Here is a 21343-nt window from a genome sequence, read left to right as displayed (position 1 = left end):
TGATCAATCTTATTGGCGATGTTATTTTGGGACTAGAGGGGAAAGATAACCTCACTGCTAGAATTTAATTTTCAAACAAATAACCTCAGAGTATAAATTATGACCTTTACACCAGCTATTGATCCAGATATTGAATACCCCGATAGTGACGGTAAACCCATGGCTGATAATACCGAACAATACGAATGGATCGTGAAAATCAAAGAAAATCTTGAGATTCTCTTTGCTAATTCTCCTAACGTTTTTATTGCGGGGGATCTCCTCTGGTATCCTGTCCAAGATAAAAAAATTACCGGACCGGTTGCTCCCGATGTTATGGTAGTATTTGGTCGTCCGAAAGGAAGACGGGGTTCCTATAAACAATGGCAAGAAGATAACATTGCTCCTCAAGTGGTCTTTGAAATTCTCTCCCCTTCTAATAGCTTAGAAGAAATGGAGCGAAAACTACTGTTTTATCAACGTTATGGAGTGGAAGAATACTATCTCTATGATCCCGATTCTCATAATTTTCAAGGATGGTTGAGACAGGAAGGACTATTAAGTTCTATCCCTGAGATTAAGGGATGGGTTAGTCCTCGGTTAAATATCCGATTTGAATTGAGAGAAGATGGGTTAGAAATTTATAGTTTAGATGGTCAGAAATTTTTAAGTTCTATCGAGTTATCTCAAAAAGCTGAACGTTTAGCCGAATATATCCGTTCTCTAGGAATTGATCCCGATACTTTATGAATATTTAAAGGAGCAGAAATTATGACCTTTACACCAGCTATTGATCCAGATATTGAATACCCCGACAGTGACGGTAAACCCATGGCTGATAATACCGAACAATACGAATGGATCGTGAAAATCAAAGAAAATCTTGAGATTCTCTTTGCTAATTCTCCTAACGTTTTTATTGCGGGAGATCTGCTCTGGTATCCCGTCCAAGATAAGAAAATTACCGGACCGGTTGCTCCCGATGTTATGGTAGTATTTGGTCGTCCGAAAGGAAGACGGGGTTCCTATAAACAATGGCAAGAAGATAACATTGCTCCTCAAGTGGTCTTTGAAATTCTCTCCCCTTCTAATAGCTTAGAAGAAATGGAGCGAAAACTACTGTTTTATCAACGTTATGGAGTGGAAGAATACTATCTTTATGATCCCGATTCTCATAATTTTCAAGGATGGTTGAGACAGGAAGGACTATTAAGTTCTATACCTGAGATTAAGGGATGGGTTAGTCCTCGGTTAAGTATCCGATTTGATTTGAGAGAAGATGGGTTAGAAATTTATAGTTTAGATGGTCAGAAATTTTTAACTTCTCTTGAGTTATCTCAAAAAGCTGAAGAAGCAAGTTTACAATTAGAACAAGAGCGTCTTAAAGCTGAACGTTTAGCTGAATATATCCGTTCTCTAGGAATTGATCCCGATACTTTATGAATATTTAAAGGAGTATAAATTATGACCTTTACACCAGCTATTGATCCAGATATTGAATACCCCGACAGTGACGGTAAACCCATGGCTGATAACACCGAACAATACGAATGGATCGTGAAAATTAAAGAAAATCTTGAGATTCTCTTTGCTAATTCTCCTAACGTTTTTATTGCGGGAGATCTGCTCTGGTATCCTGTCCAAGATAAGAAAATTACTGGACCGGTTGCTCCCGATGTTATGGTAGTATTTGGTCGTCCGAAAGGAAGACGGGGTTCCTATAAACAATGGCAAGAAGATAACATTGCTCCTCAAGTGGTCTTTGAAATTCTCTCCCCTTCTAATAGCTTAGAAGAAATGGAGCGAAAACTACTGTTTTATCAACGTTATGGAGTGGAAGAATACTATCTTTATGATCCCGATTCTCATAATTTTCAAGGATGGTTGAGACAGGAAGGACTATTAAGTTCTATACCTGAGATTAAGGGATGGGTTAGTCCTCGGTTAAGTATCCGATTTGATTTGAGAGAAGATGGGTTAGAAATTTATAGTTTAGATGGTCAGAAATTTTTAACTTCTCTTGAGTTATCTCAAAGGTTAGAACAAGAGCGTCTTAAAGCTGAAGAAGCAAGTTTACAATTGGAACAAGAGCGTCTTAAAGCTGAAGAAGCAAGTTTACAATTGGAACAAGAGCGTCTTAAAGCTGAAGAAGCAAGTTTACAATTAGAACAAGAGCATCTTAAAGCTGAACGTTTAGCCGAATATATCCGTTCTCTGGGAATTGATCCCGATACTTTATAATGATATAATTTATCGGTTGTGACGAATACTAATTAACTGGTAAACTGCCGAAATTATTGTCATTGAACCTAGTCTAGGGCTATACTCAACTATGTAATTACTAAAAAAGCAAATCTATGAAAGCTTGGGCAAAATCTTTAGAAAAACCAGCAGTGGAATTTTCTGAAACGCAATTAACCTTACTATCGGGGAAAATTCCCGACGGATTGCGGGGGAGTCTCTATCGCAATGGTCCGGGGAGATTAGAAAGAGGTAAGCAAAAAGTTGGTCATTGGTTTGACGGAGATGGGGCAGTTTTAGCTGTACATTTTCATGATAATGGAGCCAGTGCCACCTATCGTTATGTTCAGACTGCTGGTTATCAGCAAGAAAGTACCGCTAATCAATATTTATTTCCTAATTATGGCATGAATGCCCCCAGCTTCTTTTGGAATAATTGGGGAAAAGAGGTAAAAAATGCCGCTAACACCTCGGTGTTAGCTTTACCCGATAAATTATTAGCTCTCTGGGAAGGGGGTTTTCCCCATAAATTAGATTTACAATCTTTAGAAACCCTAGGTTTAGATAATTTATCTAGGTTACAAGCAAAGGAAACTTTTTCCGCTCATCCTAAGCTAGATTTGTCCAGAGGAGAGATTTTTAATTTCGGGGTGACAATCAGTGCCAAAGTTAGTTTAAATCTCTATAAGTCTGACTCCACTGGTCAAATTATCCACAAAAAAACTTTTGATTTAGATAGATTGTCTCTGCTGCATGACTTTGTTTTAGCAGGACAGTATTTGGTCTTTTTCGTTCCACCGATAAAAGCGGATAAATTATTGATACTGTTGGGATTTAAAACTTTTAGTGATGCCATGCAGTGGCAGCCAAAATTAGGAACAAGAATACTAATTTTTGAGCGAGATTCTCTGGAATTAGTCAGTGAAAGTGTTACCGATTCATGGTTTCAATGGCACTTTGCTAATGGTTGTGTGAATGAGCAAGGCAATCTTGAAATTGTTTTTGTCCGTTATGATGACTTTAAAACTAATCAATTTTTAAAAGAAGTTCCCACGGGTAAAACCGAAACCTTAGCCATTGGAAAATTGGCAAGTATTACTATTAATCCCCTATCAGCAAAAGTGATTAATCAGGAAATTCTCTCGGATTTAAGCTGTGATTTTCCAGTGGTTTCCCCGCAACTGGTGGGACAAAAATGGCAAAATACTTTTTTAGCTGTCCATCGTCCTGATAGCGATATTCGTCGGGAAATTATCGGACTTCCTGCTTGTTATAATCACTCCACAGGTAAGTTAACTATTGCTTATCTGGAAAATAACTGTTATGGCAGTGAACCGATTTTTGTCTCCGATGGTTTATCTCCAGAGACAGGATGGTTAATCGTCGTGGTTTACGACGGCAATAATCACAGCAGCCAAGTGAGAATCTATGACAGTCAGCAGTTAGAAAAAGAACCCCTTTGCTGTCTGCAATTACCCAGTGTTATCCCTCCCAGTTTTCATGGTACTTGGCAAGAAAAATCAGAAAAAGGCGCTATTTAGAAAACGGGTTTCTTTGAGAAACCCGTTTTCTGGACTTGTGAGAGAGAAGCTTTATTCGATTTCTCTACGGTTGAAGATTTAATCAATTGGTTAAATACTTTAACTGCTTAGTTCTTACGACTGCCTCAAGACGGAGTTATCGAAAACTTTTTTTCGATCTGGCTTTTATGTGTTATAATATCTACCAGAATTAGACTACTTTCCCCATAATGCCATGTTCTTTGAACTGTTGACTGTACCCATCGAAGCGATCACAGACACATTTACATGACTAACAATATTGACCATGATCGCTTATTTAAGGAGTTAATCTCCACCTTTTTTGTAGAATTTATCGAGTTATTTTTTCCTCAATTGATGGATTATTTAGATAGGGACTCGATTACTTTTTTAGACAAAGAAGTATTTACCGATGTCACGGAAGGAGAAAGGTATGAAAGCGATTTAGTCGCACAAGTTAAGTTTAGAGGAAAAGAATCTTTTTTTCTGATTCATCTGGAGGCGCAGGAAAGTTCCCGCAAGTGGTTTAATCGGCGAATGTTTACTTATTTTGCTCGCTTTCATGAGAAATTTGTCTTACCGATTTATCCGATTGTAATTTTTTCTTATTCAAAGCCAAAAAGAGAAGCGATTAGTCAATATGTAGTCGATTTTCCCGATTTTAAGGTATTAGAATTTAACTATCAAGTAGTGCAGTTAAATCAATTAAATTGGCGAGATTTTCTTAATCAACCGAATCCGGTTGCTTCAGCTTTGATGGCGAAGATGAACATTGCCGAGAAAGAGCGAGCCAAGGTAAAAGCGGAATGTCTGCGCTTGTTAATTACTTTAAGGTTAAATCCTGCGAAAATGCAATTAATTTCTGGATTTATTGATACATATCTCAATCTAAATCCGGTGGAAGAGAGACAATTTCAAGAAGAGATTAGCACATTTAGTCAACCCGTACAGGAGGGAGTCATGCAAATTACCACCAGTTGGATGCGTCAAGGTATTGAACTAGGTATCGAACAAGGTATTGAACTAGGTATCGAACAAGGTATCGAACAAGGTATCGAACAAGGTATCGAACAAGGTATCGAACAAGGTATTGAACGCGGTATCGAACAAGGTATTGAACGGGAAAAGACATTGATTCTTCGTCAACTTAAACGCAAGTTAGGGGAGATTAATCCTTCATTAGAAACTAAAATCATGGAGTTAAGTATTGATGATGTCGAAGCATTAGCAGAAGCTTTATTCGATTTCTCTACAGTTAAAGATTTAATCAATTGGTTAAATACTTTAACTGCTTAGTTTTGAGGTTAGCGTTCACCTTCTGACAACAACCCACTAAAATTGTCATAATGAAACAGACAACCGCTAATTATGATGAACCTTGGAAAGAAGCTTTAACCGAGTATTTTGAGGCGTTTTTACATTTCTTCTTTCCTGAAGTTCACCAATTGATTGATTGGACAAAAACTCCCGAATCCCTAGAAAAAGAACTTAAACGGATTACCGCTTCAGCAAAGACAAAAAAACGTTTCGCTGACAAACTCTATAAAGTCTGGTTACTCAGGGGTGAAGAAGTCTGGATTTTGATTCATATTGAAATTCAAAGTCAATACGAAGAAAATTTTCCTCAGAGGATGTATATTTATAACTATCGGGCCTTTGATTTGTATCAGAAACCAGTTATCAGTCTCGCTATATTAGGAGATGAACGAGTAAATTGGCGACCAGATTCTTATAATTATACTATCGCTGGTTGTGAAGTGAGTCTGAAATTCCCAACGGTTAAATTACTGGACTATGAGGAAAGCTGGTCAGAACTAGAAGCAAGTAGTAATCCTTTTGCTATAATAGTGATGGCACACCTGAAAACAAAAGCGACTACTGGGAAGCTGCCAGAACGGGAACAGTGGAAGTGGAGGTTAATCAGGGGATTATATGAAAAGGAGTTCGAGAGAGAACAGATAATTAAACTGTTTGAAATCATCGACAATATGATGACTTTATCCTCTGAATTGCAGTCAAGTTTAGAGAGTAAAATTAAACAATTTGAGGAGGAAAGAACCATGCCTTTAATGAGTAATATGGAGTTACGAGGAATAGAACGCGGTAAGGAAATTGGTAAGGAAATTGGAGCGTTAGAAAATGCTCGTAACTATGTTAAAACGGTGCTGAAAATGCGATTGGGTGACATTCCAATAGAAATTGAGCAAGCTGTTGATAAAATTTCTGTATTATCGATTTTAGACGAGTTACTGAAATCGGCATTAACCGTTAATTCTTTTGATGAGTTGCATCAACTTTTAGAACAATAGTCTCAGTAATTTTCTTCTCCAATGAACCCAGCAACTGCCAATTATGATGAACCTTGGAAAGAAGCTTTAACCGAGTATTTTGAGGCGTTTTTACATTTCTTCTTTCCTGAAGTTCACCAACTAATCAGTTATCAGTTATCAGTTATCAGTTATCAGTGACTAATTGGAAGCAAGTAGCAATCCCTTTGCTATAATCGTCATGGCACACCTGAAAACAAAAGCGACTACTGGGAAGCTGCCAGAACGGGAACAGTGGAAGTGGAGGTTAATCAGGGGATTATATGAAAAGGAGTTCGAGAGAGAACAGATAATTAAACTGTTTGAAATCATCGACAATATGATGACTTTATCCTCTGAATTGCAGTCAAGTTTAGAGAGTAAAATTAAACAATTTGAGGAGGAAAGAACCATGCCTTTAATGAGTAATATGGAGTTACGAGGAATAGAACGCGGTAAGGAAATAGGCAAGGAAATTGGTAAGGAAATTGGCAAGGAAATTGGGGCTTTACAAAAAAGCCGTGATGACATCAAAACAGTTTTAACTGTGCGGTTTGGCGAGATTTCTTCAGAAATTGAAGAGATAATCGGCAAAATGACTAACCCTACTATCTTAGAAGAGCTACTAAAATTAGCAGCTACCGCTAATTCTCTCGCAGAATTTAAGCAGTCTTTGGCAAAAATCCAATCCTAGAACTTCTTTAGAAAACGGGTTTCTTTGAGAGATACCGACCTCGACGGCACTCAATCGGTGTGGATGGTGCCTTCTTTAGGGGCTTAATTGTTTAATTTTTACTCTTTATTCAGGAAAAAATCATGTCAACTCCTTTTTTAGTTAAGGATATCAATCCCAGCAATCTAACGGTGGTGGGTAATACCCTCTACTTCAGCGCCGCTGACGGCGTTATACTTTAGACGTTCATAATCTGAGATTTATTAAACTTCTGAAATCGTAGAGTCAGCAAGGAATCCAGTTCTTTTTTATGTTTCAGATGGGCATCATTCAGACATTCATAAATGGCTGAAGAAAAGTCAGAAAAGTTTTCATAATATTTACCATGTAAACATTTCTTTTTGACAAATTTCCACAGCCTTTCAATTAAATTTAGATTAGGCGAATAAGACGGCAGATAGAGTAGCTCTATTGACAAAGAAAGAGCCAATTCTTCAACAATTTTACATTTCTGATAGCGGGCATTATCTAAGACTAGAGTGATGGGAATCATTAGTCCTAAAGCAGCTATTTTTTCAAGAAGTTCACAGACTTGAGTTGCCGTAATATAAGTGTCATTAGTAACTAGAATAACTTCATGAGTTATTGCATTTAATGCTCCTAAAACATTGAAGCGTTTACGCCCGCTCGGTGACTTAACAAAAAGTCTCTCAAAACACCAAACAAAACCGAGAAATGCTCCCATGACGAAGTGAGCGGCATCAACAAAAAAAACAGCCCTTTTTCCTTCTTTAGCCTCATTTAGTCTGGGTTCTAGCTTTTTTTCTTTGTAGTCTTCTTGTTCATCTGGGTCAGCTTTAGAAGGAAGAGAACCTATTTTTAAACATTTCATTCCCAAGGATTTTAAGAATTTCCTCACTTGGGTAGGACTTCGTTTTATCCCTGTCAATTCTTCTATTCTATATACAGCTTCATTTATTGTGGCTGGTGGATTTTTCTCGAAATATTTTTTGAGTGTTTCTCTTTGAGACTCTAATTCACTTTTAGGGCGATAGAAGTTGATTTCTTTTAATTTTTCTATTCCGCCCTCTTGATAATCTCGAAGATAGGTTAATAAGGTATTTGGCGAGATTCCTGCTAACTGACAAATTTTTTTGTGCGGTATCTTTTGGCTTTTTAACCAGAGAACTTCCATCTTCAGTTGAACCCGGGGATGAGGATGATGAAATCTTTCATAATACAGTGAGTTCTTTTCTTCTTCCGTGAATTCTAGGTTAATCATGTTTTTAATGAGTGCTTTGCTTCTAATTATGACTCTTGAACTATATTATTGTCTTTGAGTAAAAAATGCAAGTTATAACCGTGCAAAGTATAACGGCACTGAATTGTGGAAAAGCGACGGTACGGCGCTGGGTACGGTTCTGGTCAAGGACATCCGCCCTGGTTCCTCTAGCTCCTCGCCAGGCAGTCTTACAGTAGTGGGCAACACCTTGTACTTTACCTCTGATGACGGGGTGAACGGTAAGGAATTATGGAAGAGCGACGGCACGGCGGCGGGTACGGTTCTGGTCAAGGACATCCGCCCCGGCTCCTCTAGCTCCGGTGGCGTTATCACTGGTGGCTTGAGTTCCAACCCCCGCAATCTAACAGCGGTGGGCAATACCCTGTACTTCAATGCCTTTGACGACGTTAACGGTGAGGAATTGTGGAAAAGCGACGGCACAGCGGCCGGTACAGTTCTGGTAGCCGACATCGGCCCTGGTTCCAATGGCTCTGGCCCCCGCAATCTGACGGCGGTGGGCAATACCCTGTACTTCACTGCCTTTGACGACGTTAACGGTGAGGAATTGTGGAAAAGCGACGGCACAGCGGCCGGTACAGTTCGGGTCAAAGATATCCGCCCTGGTTCCTACGGCTCCAACATCCGCTTTCCGACAGCAGTAGGCAATACCCTCTTTTTCACTGCCGATAACGGCGTAAATGGTCGGGAATTGTGGAAGAGCGACGGCACGGCGGCCGGTACGGTTTTGGTCAAAGATATCGCCCCCGGTTCGTCCAACCCAAGCTATCTGACGGCGGTGGGTAACACAGTGTTCTTCAGCGCCAATGACGGCGGCGGTTACGGCGGCGTTAACGGTAGAGAATTGTGGAAAAGCGACGGCACAGCGGCGGGTACGGTTCTGGTCAAAGATATCGGCGTTTCTCACCCCTATATCCCTGGCACTTACCCCAACAATCTAACGGCAGTAGGCAATACCCTGTTCTTCACTGCCTCTGACAGCGTGAACGGTGAGGAATTGTGGAAAAGTGACGGCACAGCGGCCGGCACGGTTTTGGTCAAAGATATCCGCCCTGGTTACTCTAGCTCCCTCCCCCGCTATCTAACGGCAGTGGGCAATACCCTGTACTTCACTGCCTTTGACGACGTTAACGGTAAGGAATTGTGGAAAAGCGACGGCACGGCGGCCGGTACAGTTCTGGTAGCCGACATCCGCCCTGGTTCCAATGGCTCTAACCCCCGCAATTTGAGGGTAGTGGGCAGCACCCTGTACTTCAGCGCCAATGACGGCGTTAACGGTTATGACTTGTGGGCTTTAAATGTGGGTACGCCCGCAGTTCCCACCCTCGCTATTGCCGCCACCAGTGCCAATCAAACCGAGGGCAATAGTGGCAGTAAAGCCTTTACCTTCACCGTCACTCGTGCGGTTAATACCACGGGAAGCAATAACGTCAACTGGGCAGTTACCGGCAGCGGCAGCAATCCTGCCAATGCCACTGATTTTGTCGGGGGAGTGTTACCCAGTGGGGTAGTGAGTTTTACGACGGGGGAAATCAGTAAGGTGATTACTGTTGACGTTCAGGGAGATACAACAGTAGAACCGAACGAAAACTTTACCGTTACCCTCTCCAATGCCACCAACGGCGCTACTATTACTACCGCTACTGCCACCGGAGCCATTCAAAATGATGATACCAGTGTCACCCTGGCGGTTTCTCCCGCAAGCGTAACTGAAGACGGGACAAGTAATCTGGTTTATACCTTCACTCGTAGTGGAGTAACAACAAGTGCTTTGACAGTCAATTACAGTATTGGGGGGACTGCGACTCTCAATACCGATTACACTCGCAGCGGGACTAACAATACTGTCACCTTCGCAGCTAATGCTACTACTGCTACCGTAATCGTTGACCCCACTGCTGATACTACAGTGGAAAACAATGAAACGGTCGCCTTAACTCTTACTTCGGGGACTGGTTATACAATAGGTACACCAACCGCAGTGACGGGGACGATTAATAATGATGATACCAATGTTACTCTTGCGGTCTCTCCTGGAAGTGTTACCGAAGACGGGACAAATAATCTGGTTTATACTTTCACCCGTAGCGGAGTAACAAGTAATGCTTTAACAGTCAATTACACCCTCGGAGGGACAGCGACTTTAAATACCGACTACACTCGTACAGGGACTACCAATACAGTCACCTTTGTTGCTGGTTCATCCACTGCTACCGTAACCGTTGACCCCACTGCTGACACAATAGTAGAAAGTAACGAAACTGTTATTTTAACTCTTGCTGCGGGGACAGGTTATACAATAGGTACACCAACCGCAGTGACGGGGACAATTACCAATGACGACTTTTCCCAACTCTCCATCAACGACATCATTACTGTTGTCGAAGGTAAAAATAGTAATGCAGTTCTCACCGTCACTGTAAATAATCCCAATCCACAACAAATTAGTGTTAATTATGCTACTGCACCCATTGATGCTAATGCTAATGTAGATTACACTAGCCAGACAGGAACTCTCATCATTCCCGCTAATGCTTCTACTGCTACTATTACCATTCCCATTCTCAATGATGACCTTAATGAACCGGATGAAGTCTTTGCAGTAACCTTGTCAAATGCGACTAATGCTATCATTAATCCTGATGAAGAAACAGCAGGAGTTATCATTACTGATACTTGGCAAAGCATTCTCACTCGTACTTTACCTAACGGTGTCGAAAACCTCAAACTAATTGGCACTAATAATATTAACGGTACGGGTAACAATAACAACAATACTATTACCGGAAATAGTGGCAATAATCAAATCAATGGTGCTAATGGTGCTGATATTCTAACCGGTGGTCCAGGTGCAGATACTTTTATCTTCCAATTTGGACAATCTACCATATCCGCCAGCGATCGTATCACAGATTTTGCCATCAATACTGATAAAATTGACTTATTAACTCAAGGTGGACTCGCCACCAATGCACCGATTAGTTTCAGTCGTGCTGCTAATAGCACTGTCACCACTTTACAGAATTTAGTCAATCAGGTATTTACTGATGCCAATGGAGCCACTACGGGTAATCAAGAATTAGCGGTTAATAGTGCCGCCTTAGTGCAGGTAACAACTGGTGCGATAGCCGGAACTTACCTCGTTATTAATGATAGCGCGGCTGGCTTCCAATCCAGCAATGATTTATTAATAAATATCACCGGATTTACTGGGACTTTACCTGCTTTAGAAAGCATTCCAGTGACTAATTTCTTTGTTTAATTAACTAGGCGTAGGGTGCGTATTTGCGGCTATCAATTCCGTCAAAAAACCAAAATTAACAAGCCGCCGTAACGCACTACCTCTATCATTAAATTGGTGCGTTACGCTATCGCGCTTCACACCCTACTGGCTGCACAATTGCTTGCTCTACTTGATTGAGGTAATCAGATAAAAGTTTAAGCAGCATGATTTAATATTTGTTCTAATTCTTGACGCAAAGCAAGGTAATGACGATAATCGTTTGCCGATTCTATAAATATTATATCATCTGACAATGTTCCCTGATTGTATTGGTTATAAAAATCTTCGGAATCCATTTTATGTTGGTTCTCATAAACGCTAAGTCGCTTGGCAACAGCAATCAAAGCATCTAAAGATGATGTATATTGAATGGTCTGTTTACGCATTTTTCTTTTACCCCAAAATAATGATATTTTGATTATAAACGATCGCGCTCAAACAAAAACATAAATCGTAGTGGACTGACACACCTAATTTAGGTGTAGGGTGCGTATTTGCGGCCATCAATTCGGTCAAAAAACCAAAATTAACAAGCCGCCGTAACGCACCACCTCTATCATTAAATTGGTGCGTTATGCTATCGCGCTTCACACCCTACTGGCTAATCTTTGTGTCTTTGTGGTTATGATGAATCAATCAAATCCCAATACTAATCAATCTATCCCCGTAGAGATAATTGCTTCCCGTAATTTCATTGATTGGTTAGAGTCTCAGCAGATTAGTCTGGCTTTTACTACCTATCAAAGTTCTCGACTGATGTTTTTAGGAGTTAACCCCCACAGGGGGATGTCGGGATTTGAGCGGATATTTGACCGCGCCATGGGTTTATATACTACCCCAGAAAGGATTTATCTTAGTTCCCGCTATCAAATCTGGCAACTAGATAATGTGCTATCATCCGAACAGCTTTATAATGGTTACGATAAACTTTATATCCCCCGCATTAGTTATACTACTGGGGATTTAGATATTCACGATTTGGCAATAGAAAATCTCTCTGAAAGAATTATATTTATCAGTACGATGTTAAATTGTCTGGCGACAGTCAGCGATCGCCATAGTTGTATTCCCCTATGGAAACCATCGTTTATTTCCGCTTTAGTCAATGAAGATCGTTGTCATCTCAATGGTTTAGCTTTGGTAGATGGGAAGGCGCGTTATGTTACCGCTTGTAGTCAATCAGATGTGGTGGATGGGTGGAGAGACAGAAGACAAACTGGCGGTTGTGTCATTGATATTCAGTCTAATGAAGTGATTGCTACTGGTTTATCTATGCCTCATTCTCCCCGATTTTATCAGGGTAAGTTATGGTTATTAAATGCGGGTACGGGTTACTTTGGTTATATTGATCAAAATAAGGGCATTTTTGAGCCTGTTACTTTTTGTCCTGGTTTTCTGCGTGGTTTAGCATTTGTCGGAAATTATGCCATTGTTGGATTATCTAAAAATCGTGGGGTAGATAAGACTTTTTCGGGGTTAATCTTAGATGATAATTTAATGGCTAAAGAAGCAGAACCTCGCTGTGGTCTGCTAATTATTGATTTGAAAACAGGTGAAGTTGTTCACTGGATACGCTTAGAAGGTGAAGTGACTGAACTTTATGATATACAAATCTTATACCATTTCTCTAAATGAAAACTACACATCGAATTTAAGTCACCCTTTTTAAGGGGGATTTAGGGGGATTTAGGGGGATTAAACTTCTGTAGTCAGACTTTGGAGAATTGGTATTAGAAGGAGTTAAACGTCCCCAAGCTTTAGGATTCCAAAATGATGACATCATTAAAATTATTACTCTCGATCCTATTTCTCCTTTAGTTGGAGGAAATATAGCAAATAATCAGCCTGATACTTCGCCAGCAGATACCCTTTATCAGCAAGCATACACCTTGCAAAAACAGCTTAAGCTTGAAGAAGCGATCGCTCTCTATCAACAATTAATTAATCAATCTCCCCAATATGCAGCTGCTTGGCATCAGTTGGGGGTAATCATGGATAGTTTAGGACAAATTGATCAAGCTATTTTGGCTTATAAGCAAGCTTTACTTATTAACCCTAATTATGCAGAAAGCCACAATAATTTAGGAATAATAGCAGTTAGCAAGGGAGATTTAGACGAGGCGATTATTTGCTTTAACCAAGCTATTCGTAGCGATCAAAACTATGCTTTTGCTGAGAATAATTTAGGTTTAGTCTTACAAATGCAGGATAAGTTAGGGGATGCTGGGGTAAAGTTTCAAGAAGCAATCAGGAAAAACCCTAATTATCCAGAAGCACACTTTAATTTAGGCAATGTGTTACAACTACAGGGAAAAATTTAAGAAGCGATCGCTTATTTTCAAACAGCAATTAAGCTTAATCCTAAATACATTAAAGCTTACAATAGTTTAGCTTTAGCGTTAGGAAGACAGGACAAAGTAGAAGCAGCTATGAGCGTATTTAAGCAAGCTTTAGCCATTCAACCTAATTCCCCAGAGGCTTTTGCTTGCTTATTTTCTATGAAGGAAATGACTTGTAATTGGGAGACAAGAGAAGCTGATTTAATTCAACTTTGGCAATTAACAGAAAAACAGTTACAAGAGAGAAAAACTACCGCAGTAACTCCCTTTGATAGCTTATATAAACCTTGGTCTGCTACTCAACAGTTAAAAGTAGCTTCTAACTATGCTCAAGAAATTAAAAGACAATTAGCATTGATTACTAAACCCCTAAACTTTAACCATTCCCGCACCCGATCTGGACGATTAAAAATAGGTTATTTATGCCATGATTTTCGTAATCATCCTACCAGTCATTTGATGCAAAGTGTCTTTGGTTTACATGATCGCAATAACTTTGAAATAATTGCCTATTCCTATGATCCTGATGATGGTAGTGAGTATCGTCATCGCATTGCTAATGATTGCGATCGCTTTTATGATATTGCTACTTTATCAATTACGGAATCTGCACAACGGATTTTCAATGATGGGGTGCATATTTTAGTTGATTTGATGGGATATATTGATAAAGCGCGGACACAAATATTGGCTTTAAAACCGGCACCGATTCAAGTTAATTATTTGGTTTATCCGGGGACAATGGGAGCAGATTTTATCGACTATATTATTGGTGATGCCATAGTTACACCACCAGAGTCTGCTGATAATTTTACCGAAAAATTGGTAATTTTACCGGATAGTTATCAGGCTAATGATTATCAACAAATTATATCATCTAAACCTGTTACTCGTTCCCATTATGGTCTTCCTGAATCGGGTTTTGTCTTTTGTTGTTTCAACCATACCTATAAAATTGAGCCGCAAATATTCACTGTATGGATGCAAATTTTGGCCAATGTTCCCGGTAGTGTATTATGGTTATTTTCGAGAGTAGCTGAAGCTGAAGCAAATCTACGTCGGGAAGCAAAAGCGCGAGGAATTGAAGGCGATCGCTTAATTTTTGCCCATCTCGAACCTAAGTCGGAACATTTGGCGCGGCATCAACTAGCTGATTTATTTCTTGATACTTTATACTATAATGCTCATACGACTGGAAGTGATGCTTTATGGGCAGGTTTACCGATTATAACTTGTTTGGGGGAGACTTTTCCTTCCCGTGTTGGTGCTAGTTTACTGACAGCTATTGGCCTACCTGAATTAATTACTAAGAATTTAGAGGAGTATAAAAATTTAGCGATTAATTTAGCAAAATCTCCTGATAAATTGCACGAAATTAAACAGAAACTAGCACAAAATCGTCTTACTTATCCGTTATTTGAGACCCTTCATTTTACCCGCAATTTAGAAAAAGCTTATCGGACAATGTGGGATATTTATGCTGCGGGAAAATCACCAGAGATGATCAGGATAGCCAATTGATCACTGGAATTATCAGGGTAAACGCATCTTAACAATCCTTGACAAAATGAACTTTATGTGAGTTGCTTACCCAGAGTGCGATTTAGGCATATTCAAGGAGAATTTGCCATCTCAATTGTTAAGCAAAAATCGACCCATTTGGTCGATTTCGTAACTATTCTAATTGACTGGTATCACTTGAAATGCTCACACAGCAAGCGGATCACAAAATTGGCCAATTGTCAATAGCGTTTGATATGCTCTCACCCTGTACTTAAGAACTCTAATCACTCCACGGGTAAGTTAACTATTGCTTATCTAGAAAATAACTGTTATGGAAGTGAACCGATTTTTGTCTGCGATGGTTTATCTCCAGAAACGGAATGGTTAATCGTCGTGGTTTACGACGGCAATAATCACAGCAGCCAAGGGAGAATCTATGATAGTCAGCAGTTAGAAAAAGAACCCCTTTGCTGTCTGCAATTACCCAGTGTTATCCCTCCCATTTTTTATGGTACTTGGCAAGAAAAATCAGAAAAAGTATTGGTGAACAGTTTCTAGTTTTTACCAAAAATATTGGCTGCGTCTTGAGAGGAAATCTTGAAAATTAGGTAACTATAAGCAAGATGATCAATAGGTTGACGACTAGAACGCAGCCAGTAAAAATGGTTAGAATCGGTGGTAATACCGATTAATTGATTAGCTTCTATCACCAGTAAATTAATCGGATTATCGAGAGAAACCTGTGAGGGTGCAACTTTTTGATTCTCGATGACTAAATTAAGTTTATTATCTCCGTCATAACGAATAAAGAGAGCGTTGGGATGTTTTTGGAGATAGTCTTGCAGATAATTTTTATTTTGTCCCCAATCTAAATTAGAATCGACCAGAACTTGATAGCTCATTTTGCGATCAATAACTAATTCGTTAAAATAGGAAATATAATGGGGAAAATAGGAAAGATTGGAAATTAGTAAGTAAAGGGTCAGGACAATAATTAAAATGCGATAGGGTCTTTTATAAGCTGGCCAACCGGTAACAATCCGACTAGCAAAGACAAATAAAAAGGGGAAAATCATTAAAATATATCTAATACCTATTTGAGCAGTGTTAGAACTCATTAAGATGAAATATAATAGACTGGGAATAATCAAAAAAGCTTCATTCTGCCAAAAATTTAACTGTTTTCTCCAGAGAAATAAACTGATAAATCCCAACCAGATAAATATTTGGGTAGCTATCGGTACTTTATAGAGAAAAGTGATCAGAAAATATTGGGGAAATCCCTTAATTTTAAATCCTTGTACTGGATCAACTATAAATCCTAACTGTCCCAAAAGATAGGGCATTCCACTACCAAAACCTGTTTCTTGTTTATACTTACCGAAGTCTAATGCTTGCAAATAAGCAGCGGGAATAGGAATCGACAAAGATTTTAAGACAGGATAGGTTTGCAGTTGCTTAAAACTATGACTGAGAAATTGATAATTCTGCAATTGAGTGCCACTTCTCTCAAAAGAATAACTAATATTTATGATTAATATTGTTGATAAAATCAGAGCTAGTATATAGAAGATACTGCGCTTAATTACCCGTTGAATTACGCGAATATTTTTGGTTTGAATAGATTGAATAATTTCCCGATGGTAAAAACCAAGACCTAAAATTATATAAATGGGAACTAAATAAACGGCTGTTAAGCGGCAAATCTGGGCAATTCCAAAAGTTAATATACTTAAAACCAGATTTTTTCTGCTACCAAATCTTAGGAAAGACCAGAAATAGTAAATGGCAATAAAAATTGAAGCTGCTCCGAATAAATCTTGAGTAATTATCCGTGAATTTCCGATAATATTAGGATCGAGAACATAGAGAATTAAGGCTAAAAATCCTGCTAACACTCCATAGAGTTGTTTTGACCAGATAAAAACATATATGGCTAAAATTACTGAGATAATAATCGTAGCAAACCGTCCAAAAAACTTATTTTCTAAGTTTAGATATTTAGAGATAGGAAAAATATTTTGTATTGTTTGATCAACTAGGGGATGCAGTGCTGAAGCTGGCATAATATTGCGATGGTAAATATCTTCATCGCCCCGTTTCGCTGCCGTACCTCTGAGAATTTCTACTCCACTTTCATAATGATAACCTTCATCATAGTTGAGGGATTCTGGTAGGGGAAAAAATAAACTGGTGACGCATAAAGCCATAAATATCAGCAAGATAATTACTAAATAGAATCGGTGTTTTTTTGAAAAGTTCAATCTTGTTTTCATGGCTTAAATTTCCTTGAAAAAATTACTTAATTTTGTTAATAAATCCAGACCTAAAACTGAATTACCTTGCTCATTTAACAGAGGACTATAACAAGCAATAACTCCCTCGTCTGACAGAATAGATAATAAAGCTCCACTAACTCCCGATTTAGTGGGAAAACCCACCTCAATAGCAAATTTTTCGGAAGCTTCATAGAGTCCACAATTAGTCATGATTTCTAGAATAATTTTGCCAAAAGGAGCAGCTAAAATTAACTTACCTAAATTAGTAAGATCGGCAATTTTTCCAGATAAACAACAGATTCGATTGTAGGTTTCCAGAGCTAAGTAACGATGACTGATATAACCATTTTTTTCTAATTCTAAGCTTAGAGCTTGATTGTGAACATTAGGATAAGAGTGAACAGACTCAAGCACAGAGCGATCAAGAAATAATTGACAATTACCCATTTTATTTAACCATAAAAGCAAATTTTCACAGCGAGATTCTGGCGTTTCCCCTCCTAATAAATCCGCCAAAGCGATCGCACCACTGTTGATCAGAGGATTACGGGGAAAACCGCTATCCTCTTGCAGTTGAGTTAAAGAATTAAAAGGATAACTAGAAGCTTGTTTTCCCACGCGACGAAAAACAGCATCTTCCCCTAAATGGTTTAAAAGATATAATAACAAAAAAGGTTTAATCACACTCATCAAAGGAAAAGTTACAGTTTCATCTCCCCAAGACAAAATCTCCCCCTCAAAACAGTGAATCTGAAGAGCGAAAACCTCGGGATTAACTCGGTTCAAAACCGGTATATAATAGGGAGTCTGACCCTTCCTATCCAATAAATGCACTTCCCCAATCCAAGCTTGTATATCTTCCACCCTTAATCTAGCTAATCGGTTCATTTTTTTAATCCATGTACTCAGTCAAAGAAGCAGAATCTATAATTTTAACTCAAATTCAACCCCAAAAGCAAACAGAAAAAGTTTCTCTAGAGGCAGCTTTTGGGCGCATTTTAGCCGAAGATATCAGCAGTGATTTAGACTTTCCCTATTGGGATAATTCCGCAATGGATGGCTATGCTGTCCGTTACGAAGATGTTAAAGACACTAACCCAGAAAATCCCGTTACTCTAAAGATTATCGCCGAAATTCCCGCCGGCAAAGTCCCCGAAAAAATTATTCAACCGGGAGAAACAGCCCGAATATTTACAGGAGCGATGTTACCCACCGGCAGTGATACGATTATTATGCAGGAAAATACTCAACAAAAAGGGGAGCGGGTGGCGATTCTTATCCCTCCCGAAAAAATAGGTCTTTTCGTGCGTCAACGCGGCACATTCTATCAAGCAGGAAATGCCTTATTAAAAGCCGGTATTGCCCTTAATTCTCCAGAAATAGCAGTTTTAGCCACGGCACAAGCTACCGAATTAACAGTTTTTTCCCGTCCGAAAGTGGCAATTTTCTCCACGGGAGATGAATTAATTAATCCCGATGAAACCCTCCAAAAAGGTCAAATTATTGACTCAAATCGCTACGCTTTAACGGCATTTATCACCAGTTTAGGGGCAATTCCTAGACCTTTAGGTATAATCAAAGATAATCCCGAACTTCTCAGAGAAACTATCAGAAAAGCCATTAATTCTAGTGCTATCGTCCTTTCCACCGGCGGTGTTTCCGTGGGAGATTACGATTATATTGAGGGAATTTTAGAGGAATTAGGGGGAAAAATTCTGATTCGCAGCGTTGCTATTCAACCGGGTAAACCCTTAACCTTTGCTACTTTTCCTAACGGTTGTATTTACTTTGGTATCCCCGGTAATCCCGTCTCTGCTTTAGTTTCCTGTTGGCGCTTCGTACAAATGGCCATTAAAAAATTATCAGGATTGACAGATTATCAGAACAAATTTCTGCGAGTTATCACCCGCGATACTCTCAAATCTAAGGGACAAAGAGAAGTTTATCTCTGGGGAAAAATAGAAATTATCGAGGGAGTCTATCAATTTCAACTCGCTTCTGGACAACACAATTCAGCTAATTTAATTAATTTAGCGGGTACTAATGCTTTGGTCATAATTCCCCAGGGTAAAACTACTATACAAGCAGGAGAAACAGTAGAAGTTATGATAGTTTACTAAAAAAATACCTAACCAAATTTTTGGCTAGGTAGCTGGTTATAATTAAATTGAAGATAGATTTTGGGTTCGATCTCCCATATCCCCTCAATATATCGGGGTCAGGAGTTATTCTGGTATTCATGAACAAGCAAGGTGATTGAGAGAAGACTGCTCACGAATAATAGTTGCCAAAGAGGGACTATTACCAAGTTGAGAAATGCGGTCACGAACATACTCAAAAAAGCTGATTCCTAATTTCCGAGTAGTAGCAACAAGGGACATAAAAGCATCCCAAGCCTGAGTCCCCTGTCAGAGTTTGAGTAGCATAAGGGACTTGCGTAGGAATAATATCCCAGCCAGAAAATCGCTCTGTAGAAGAACCAGACCAGCCAGATGGCACATTATCAAAGCGCAAGTCCCTAACTAATATTACGTCGCTGCACCATCGTCCTAGCAGCTAACTCCGCCGGATTATTATGCAAGGGCAATTCGGGATGCTCTAAGACTAAAAGCAACTCCGAAATTTTCAGCAGTGTTAATTGTTTTCGCTCATTCAACTGTTGATAACCGCTTTGAGTATCGAAAAGTTTCCAAAACTCAGATCGGAGTTTTGCTGCCATCTGTTGACTGGGTGCATCTTTGTAAGCCAGCAAGTCTCGGTAGTAATCCCAGAAATCATCCAGCAATTGATCAAGAGCTTTTTGGTGACAAGCAACATAAGGAGTCAACTTCTTATAATGTCGTTCCTCATGTACCCAACACAAAGTAATATTATCAGTCAGTAATTTGAATTGGGAAGCATGATCACAGACCAGAGTTTGCACTACTGGCCAATCAGTTTGTTGATGATAGAAAGCAATCGCTGCTGCTTCAACTTGATTAACAATCGTCCTCGAAAATGTCTTGACTATCAGACCCCCAATGAGGTATTCTATAAAGGTAGATCAGATAGTGATGCAATTCAGACTTGAATCAGCCCTTAATATGTTAAAATGTGCCTAGATATTTGTAAACTTTTTCCCTTGTATGGATATCGTTATTATCGAAGATGAAATTGAAATCGCCCATTTGATTCAGCAAACTTTAGAGCGGGAGTCCTTTACTTGTCATCTGGCTTATAATGGTAGGGTAGGACTAGAACTATTTTATCAAAAGCAACCAGACTTAGTGATTTTAGATTTAATGTTACCCGAATTAGACGGACTGGAATTGTGTGCTAGAATTCGCCAAAAACCGGGGACAAAAGACCCCTATATTTTAATGTTAACCGCTAGGGGAGAAGAAATTGATCGCATTATCGGTCTATCTACGGGAGCCGATGATTATATGGTCAAACCCTTTAGTCCCCGGGAATTAACCGCTCGCGTAAGAGCCTTATTAAGACGTAGTTTAAGACACGATAGTCAACCCCAGCAACTCCATCGCAGCCGTCATTTTATTATCGACTTAGATCAACATTCTGCTCTTCGTAAATTGGAGGGAATGCCGGAGGAAACCCTCGATTTAACCACCTTAGAATTTAATCTACTCGCTACCTTTGTCAGTTATCCCAATCGCGTCTGGAGTCGCACCCAATTAATCGATAATCTCTGGGGAAATGATTTTTTTGGCGATGAAAGGGTAGTAGATACCCATATCCGACGCTTACGCAAAAAAGTAGAACCCGATCCTGCTAATCCTATCTTTATCAAAACTGTGGTCGGTGTCGGTTATAAATTTGAGGATGACATTATCTAGAAACTATTGATCGGTAATTGGCAGTAAGCAAAAGGCAAAAGGCAAAAGGCAAAAGGCAAAAAG

Annotated in this window: 16 protein-coding genes and 3 pseudogenes; 14 read left to right on the top strand and 5 right to left on the bottom strand. The window is 39.3% G+C overall.

Annotated features, from left to right (window positions below):
- Nucleotides 1–99 precede the first annotated feature (99 nt).
- The 8 genes from ACQY1Y_RS16620 to ACQY1Y_RS16585 all read left to right on the top strand — a co-directional run bounded on the left by ACQY1Y_RS16620 (nucleotide 100) and on the right by ACQY1Y_RS16585 (nucleotide 6761).
- Nucleotides 100–729, top strand: a complete 630-nt coding sequence (locus ACQY1Y_RS16620; protein ID WP_430013175.1) for a Uma2 family endonuclease — start codon at nucleotides 100–102, stop codon at nucleotides 727–729.
- A 21-nt stretch (nucleotides 730–750) separates the two neighbouring features.
- Nucleotides 751–1422 carry a Uma2 family endonuclease gene (locus ACQY1Y_RS16615; protein WP_430013174.1) on the top strand — a complete coding sequence of 224 codons (672 nt, stop codon included), beginning with the start codon at nucleotides 751–753 and terminating at the stop codon, nucleotides 1420–1422.
- Nucleotides 1423–1443: 21 nt separating this feature from the next.
- The gene (locus ACQY1Y_RS16610) at nucleotides 1444–2220 is read left to right on the top strand and encodes a Uma2 family endonuclease (RefSeq protein ID WP_430013173.1); all 777 of its coding nucleotides are present in this window, start codon (nucleotides 1444–1446) and stop codon (nucleotides 2218–2220) included.
- Nucleotides 2221–2336: 116 nt separating this feature from the next.
- Nucleotides 2337–3761 (top strand): carotenoid oxygenase family protein, encoded by a 1425-nt coding sequence (locus ACQY1Y_RS16605; RefSeq protein WP_103112331.1) that lies wholly within the window; start codon nucleotides 2337–2339, stop codon nucleotides 3759–3761.
- 267 nt (nucleotides 3762–4028) lie between these two features.
- On the top strand, nucleotides 4029–5057 hold the full coding sequence (locus tag ACQY1Y_RS16600) for a DUF4351 domain-containing protein (RefSeq protein WP_016514578.1): 1029 nt from the start codon (nucleotides 4029–4031) through the stop codon (nucleotides 5055–5057).
- A 50-nt stretch (nucleotides 5058–5107) separates the two neighbouring features.
- Nucleotides 5108–6070: a hypothetical protein gene (locus tag ACQY1Y_RS16595; protein WP_430013172.1), complete on the top strand. Its 963-nt coding sequence runs from the start codon at nucleotides 5108–5110 to the stop codon at nucleotides 6068–6070.
- A gap of 21 nt (nucleotides 6071–6091) precedes the next feature.
- Complete coding sequence (locus tag ACQY1Y_RS16590) at nucleotides 6092–6229, top strand: hypothetical protein (protein ID WP_316577663.1); 138 nt, start codon at nucleotides 6092–6094, stop codon at nucleotides 6227–6229.
- Between the two features lie 4 nt (nucleotides 6230–6233).
- Nucleotides 6234–6761: a hypothetical protein gene (locus ACQY1Y_RS16585; protein ID WP_430013171.1), complete on the top strand. Its 528-nt coding sequence runs from the start codon at nucleotides 6234–6236 to the stop codon at nucleotides 6759–6761.
- Between the two features lie 217 nt (nucleotides 6762–6978).
- Here the strand turns inward: ACQY1Y_RS16585 and ACQY1Y_RS16580 are convergent, their stop codons facing one another.
- Nucleotides 6979–8022 carry an IS630 family transposase gene (locus tag ACQY1Y_RS16580; RefSeq protein WP_069474877.1) on the bottom strand — a complete coding sequence of 348 codons (1044 nt, stop codon included), beginning with the start codon at nucleotides 8020–8022 and terminating at the stop codon, nucleotides 6979–6981.
- A gap of 103 nt (nucleotides 8023–8125) precedes the next feature.
- On the opposite strand from ACQY1Y_RS16580, the gene ACQY1Y_RS16575 reads away from it, so the two are divergent.
- On the top strand, nucleotides 8126–11302 hold the full coding sequence (locus tag ACQY1Y_RS16575) for an ELWxxDGT repeat protein (protein WP_430013170.1): 3177 nt from the start codon (nucleotides 8126–8128) through the stop codon (nucleotides 11300–11302).
- 176 nt (nucleotides 11303–11478) lie between these two features.
- Here the strand turns inward: ACQY1Y_RS16575 and tumA are convergent, their stop codons facing one another.
- Nucleotides 11479–11709: an antitoxin TumA gene (gene tumA / locus ACQY1Y_RS16570; protein ID WP_002755114.1), complete on the bottom strand. Its 231-nt coding sequence runs from the start codon at nucleotides 11707–11709 to the stop codon at nucleotides 11479–11481.
- A 238-nt stretch (nucleotides 11710–11947) separates the two neighbouring features.
- On the opposite strand from tumA, the pseudogene ACQY1Y_RS16565 reads away from it, so the two are divergent.
- From ACQY1Y_RS16565 to ACQY1Y_RS16555, 3 pseudogenes are all read left to right on the top strand, one after another.
- Nucleotides 11948–12937, top strand: a pseudogene (locus ACQY1Y_RS16565) (TIGR03032 family protein); the annotation flags it as partial.
- Nucleotides 12938–13050: 113 nt separating this feature from the next.
- Nucleotides 13051–15183: pseudogene (locus tag ACQY1Y_RS16560) on the top strand (tetratricopeptide repeat protein); the annotation flags it as partial.
- A gap of 264 nt (nucleotides 15184–15447) precedes the next feature.
- Nucleotides 15448–15723, top strand: a pseudogene (locus ACQY1Y_RS16555) (carotenoid oxygenase family protein); the annotation flags it as partial.
- Here ACQY1Y_RS16555 and ACQY1Y_RS16550 read toward each other — a convergent pair.
- Both ACQY1Y_RS16550 and ACQY1Y_RS16545 read right to left on the bottom strand, forming a co-directional pair.
- The gene (locus ACQY1Y_RS16550; protein WP_430013169.1) at nucleotides 15720–17375 is read right to left on the bottom strand and encodes a glycosyltransferase family 39 protein; all 1656 of its coding nucleotides are present in this window, start codon (nucleotides 17373–17375) and stop codon (nucleotides 15720–15722) included. The pseudogene ACQY1Y_RS16555 and the gene ACQY1Y_RS16550 overlap by 4 nt on opposite strands.
- A 69-nt stretch (nucleotides 17376–17444) precedes the next feature.
- Nucleotides 17445–18332: a glutaminase gene (locus tag ACQY1Y_RS16545; RefSeq protein ID WP_287232232.1), complete on the bottom strand. Its 888-nt coding sequence runs from the start codon at nucleotides 18330–18332 to the stop codon at nucleotides 17445–17447.
- 11 nt (nucleotides 18333–18343) lie between these two features.
- Here ACQY1Y_RS16545 and ACQY1Y_RS16540 point away from each other — a divergent pair, with 11 nt between their 5' ends.
- A complete protein-coding gene (locus tag ACQY1Y_RS16540; RefSeq protein WP_430013168.1) occupies nucleotides 18344–19564 on the top strand; it encodes a molybdopterin molybdotransferase MoeA in 1221 nt (406 codons plus the stop codon).
- 398 nt (nucleotides 19565–19962) lie between these two features.
- Here ACQY1Y_RS16540 and ACQY1Y_RS16535 read toward each other — a convergent pair whose 3' ends face one another.
- Nucleotides 19963–20367: an IS66 family transposase gene (locus ACQY1Y_RS16535; protein WP_430013167.1), complete on the bottom strand. Its 405-nt coding sequence runs from the start codon at nucleotides 20365–20367 to the stop codon at nucleotides 19963–19965.
- 202 nt (nucleotides 20368–20569) lie between these two features.
- On the opposite strand from ACQY1Y_RS16535, the gene ACQY1Y_RS16530 reads away from it, so the two are divergent.
- On the top strand, nucleotides 20570–21280 hold the full coding sequence (locus tag ACQY1Y_RS16530; RefSeq protein WP_002737246.1) for a response regulator transcription factor: 711 nt from the start codon (nucleotides 20570–20572) through the stop codon (nucleotides 21278–21280).
- Nucleotides 21281–21343 lie beyond the last annotated feature (63 nt).

The sequence above is a fragment of the Microcystis ichthyoblabe FBCC-A1114 genome (assembly GCF_050500245.1).
Classification (GTDB): Bacteria; Cyanobacteriota; Cyanobacteriia; order Cyanobacteriales; family Microcystaceae; genus Microcystis; species Microcystis ichthyoblabe_A.
Note: the sequence above shows the minus strand (reverse complement) of the source record. Positions and strands in the feature narration are given on the sequence as shown.

Excerpts from the sequence above, each read along its gene's own strand:
- ACQY1Y_RS16615 (WP_430013174.1), top strand. The coding sequence starts at position 751 with ATGACCTTTACACCAGCTATTGATCCAGATATTGAATACCCCGACAGT.
- ACQY1Y_RS16590 (WP_316577663.1), top strand. The coding sequence starts at position 6,092 with ATGAACCCAGCAACTGCCAATTATGATGAACCTTGGAAAGAAGCTTTA.
- ACQY1Y_RS16620 (WP_430013175.1), top strand. The coding sequence starts at position 100 with ATGACCTTTACACCAGCTATTGATCCAGATATTGAATACCCCGATAGT.
- ACQY1Y_RS16540 (WP_430013168.1), top strand. The coding sequence starts at position 18,344 with ATGTACTCAGTCAAAGAAGCAGAATCTATAATTTTAACTCAAATTCAA.
- ACQY1Y_RS16605 (WP_103112331.1), top strand. The coding sequence starts at position 2,337 with ATGAAAGCTTGGGCAAAATCTTTAGAAAAACCAGCAGTGGAATTTTCT.
- ACQY1Y_RS16600 (WP_016514578.1), top strand. The coding sequence starts at position 4,029 with ATGACTAACAATATTGACCATGATCGCTTATTTAAGGAGTTAATCTCC.
- ACQY1Y_RS16580 (WP_069474877.1), bottom strand. The coding sequence starts at position 8,022 with ATGATTAACCTAGAATTCACGGAAGAAGAAAAGAACTCACTGTATTAT.
- ACQY1Y_RS16530 (WP_002737246.1), top strand. The coding sequence starts at position 20,570 with ATGGATATCGTTATTATCGAAGATGAAATTGAAATCGCCCATTTGATT.
- tumA (WP_002755114.1), bottom strand. The coding sequence starts at position 11,709 with ATGCGTAAACAGACCATTCAATATACATCATCTTTAGATGCTTTGATT.
- ACQY1Y_RS16595 (WP_430013172.1), top strand. The coding sequence starts at position 5,108 with ATGAAACAGACAACCGCTAATTATGATGAACCTTGGAAAGAAGCTTTA.
- ACQY1Y_RS16550 (WP_430013169.1), bottom strand. The coding sequence starts at position 17,375 with ATGGCTTTATGCGTCACCAGTTTATTTTTTCCCCTACCAGAATCCCTC.
- ACQY1Y_RS16610 (WP_430013173.1), top strand. The coding sequence starts at position 1,444 with ATGACCTTTACACCAGCTATTGATCCAGATATTGAATACCCCGACAGT.
- ACQY1Y_RS16545 (WP_287232232.1), bottom strand. The coding sequence starts at position 18,332 with ATGAACCGATTAGCTAGATTAAGGGTGGAAGATATACAAGCTTGGATT.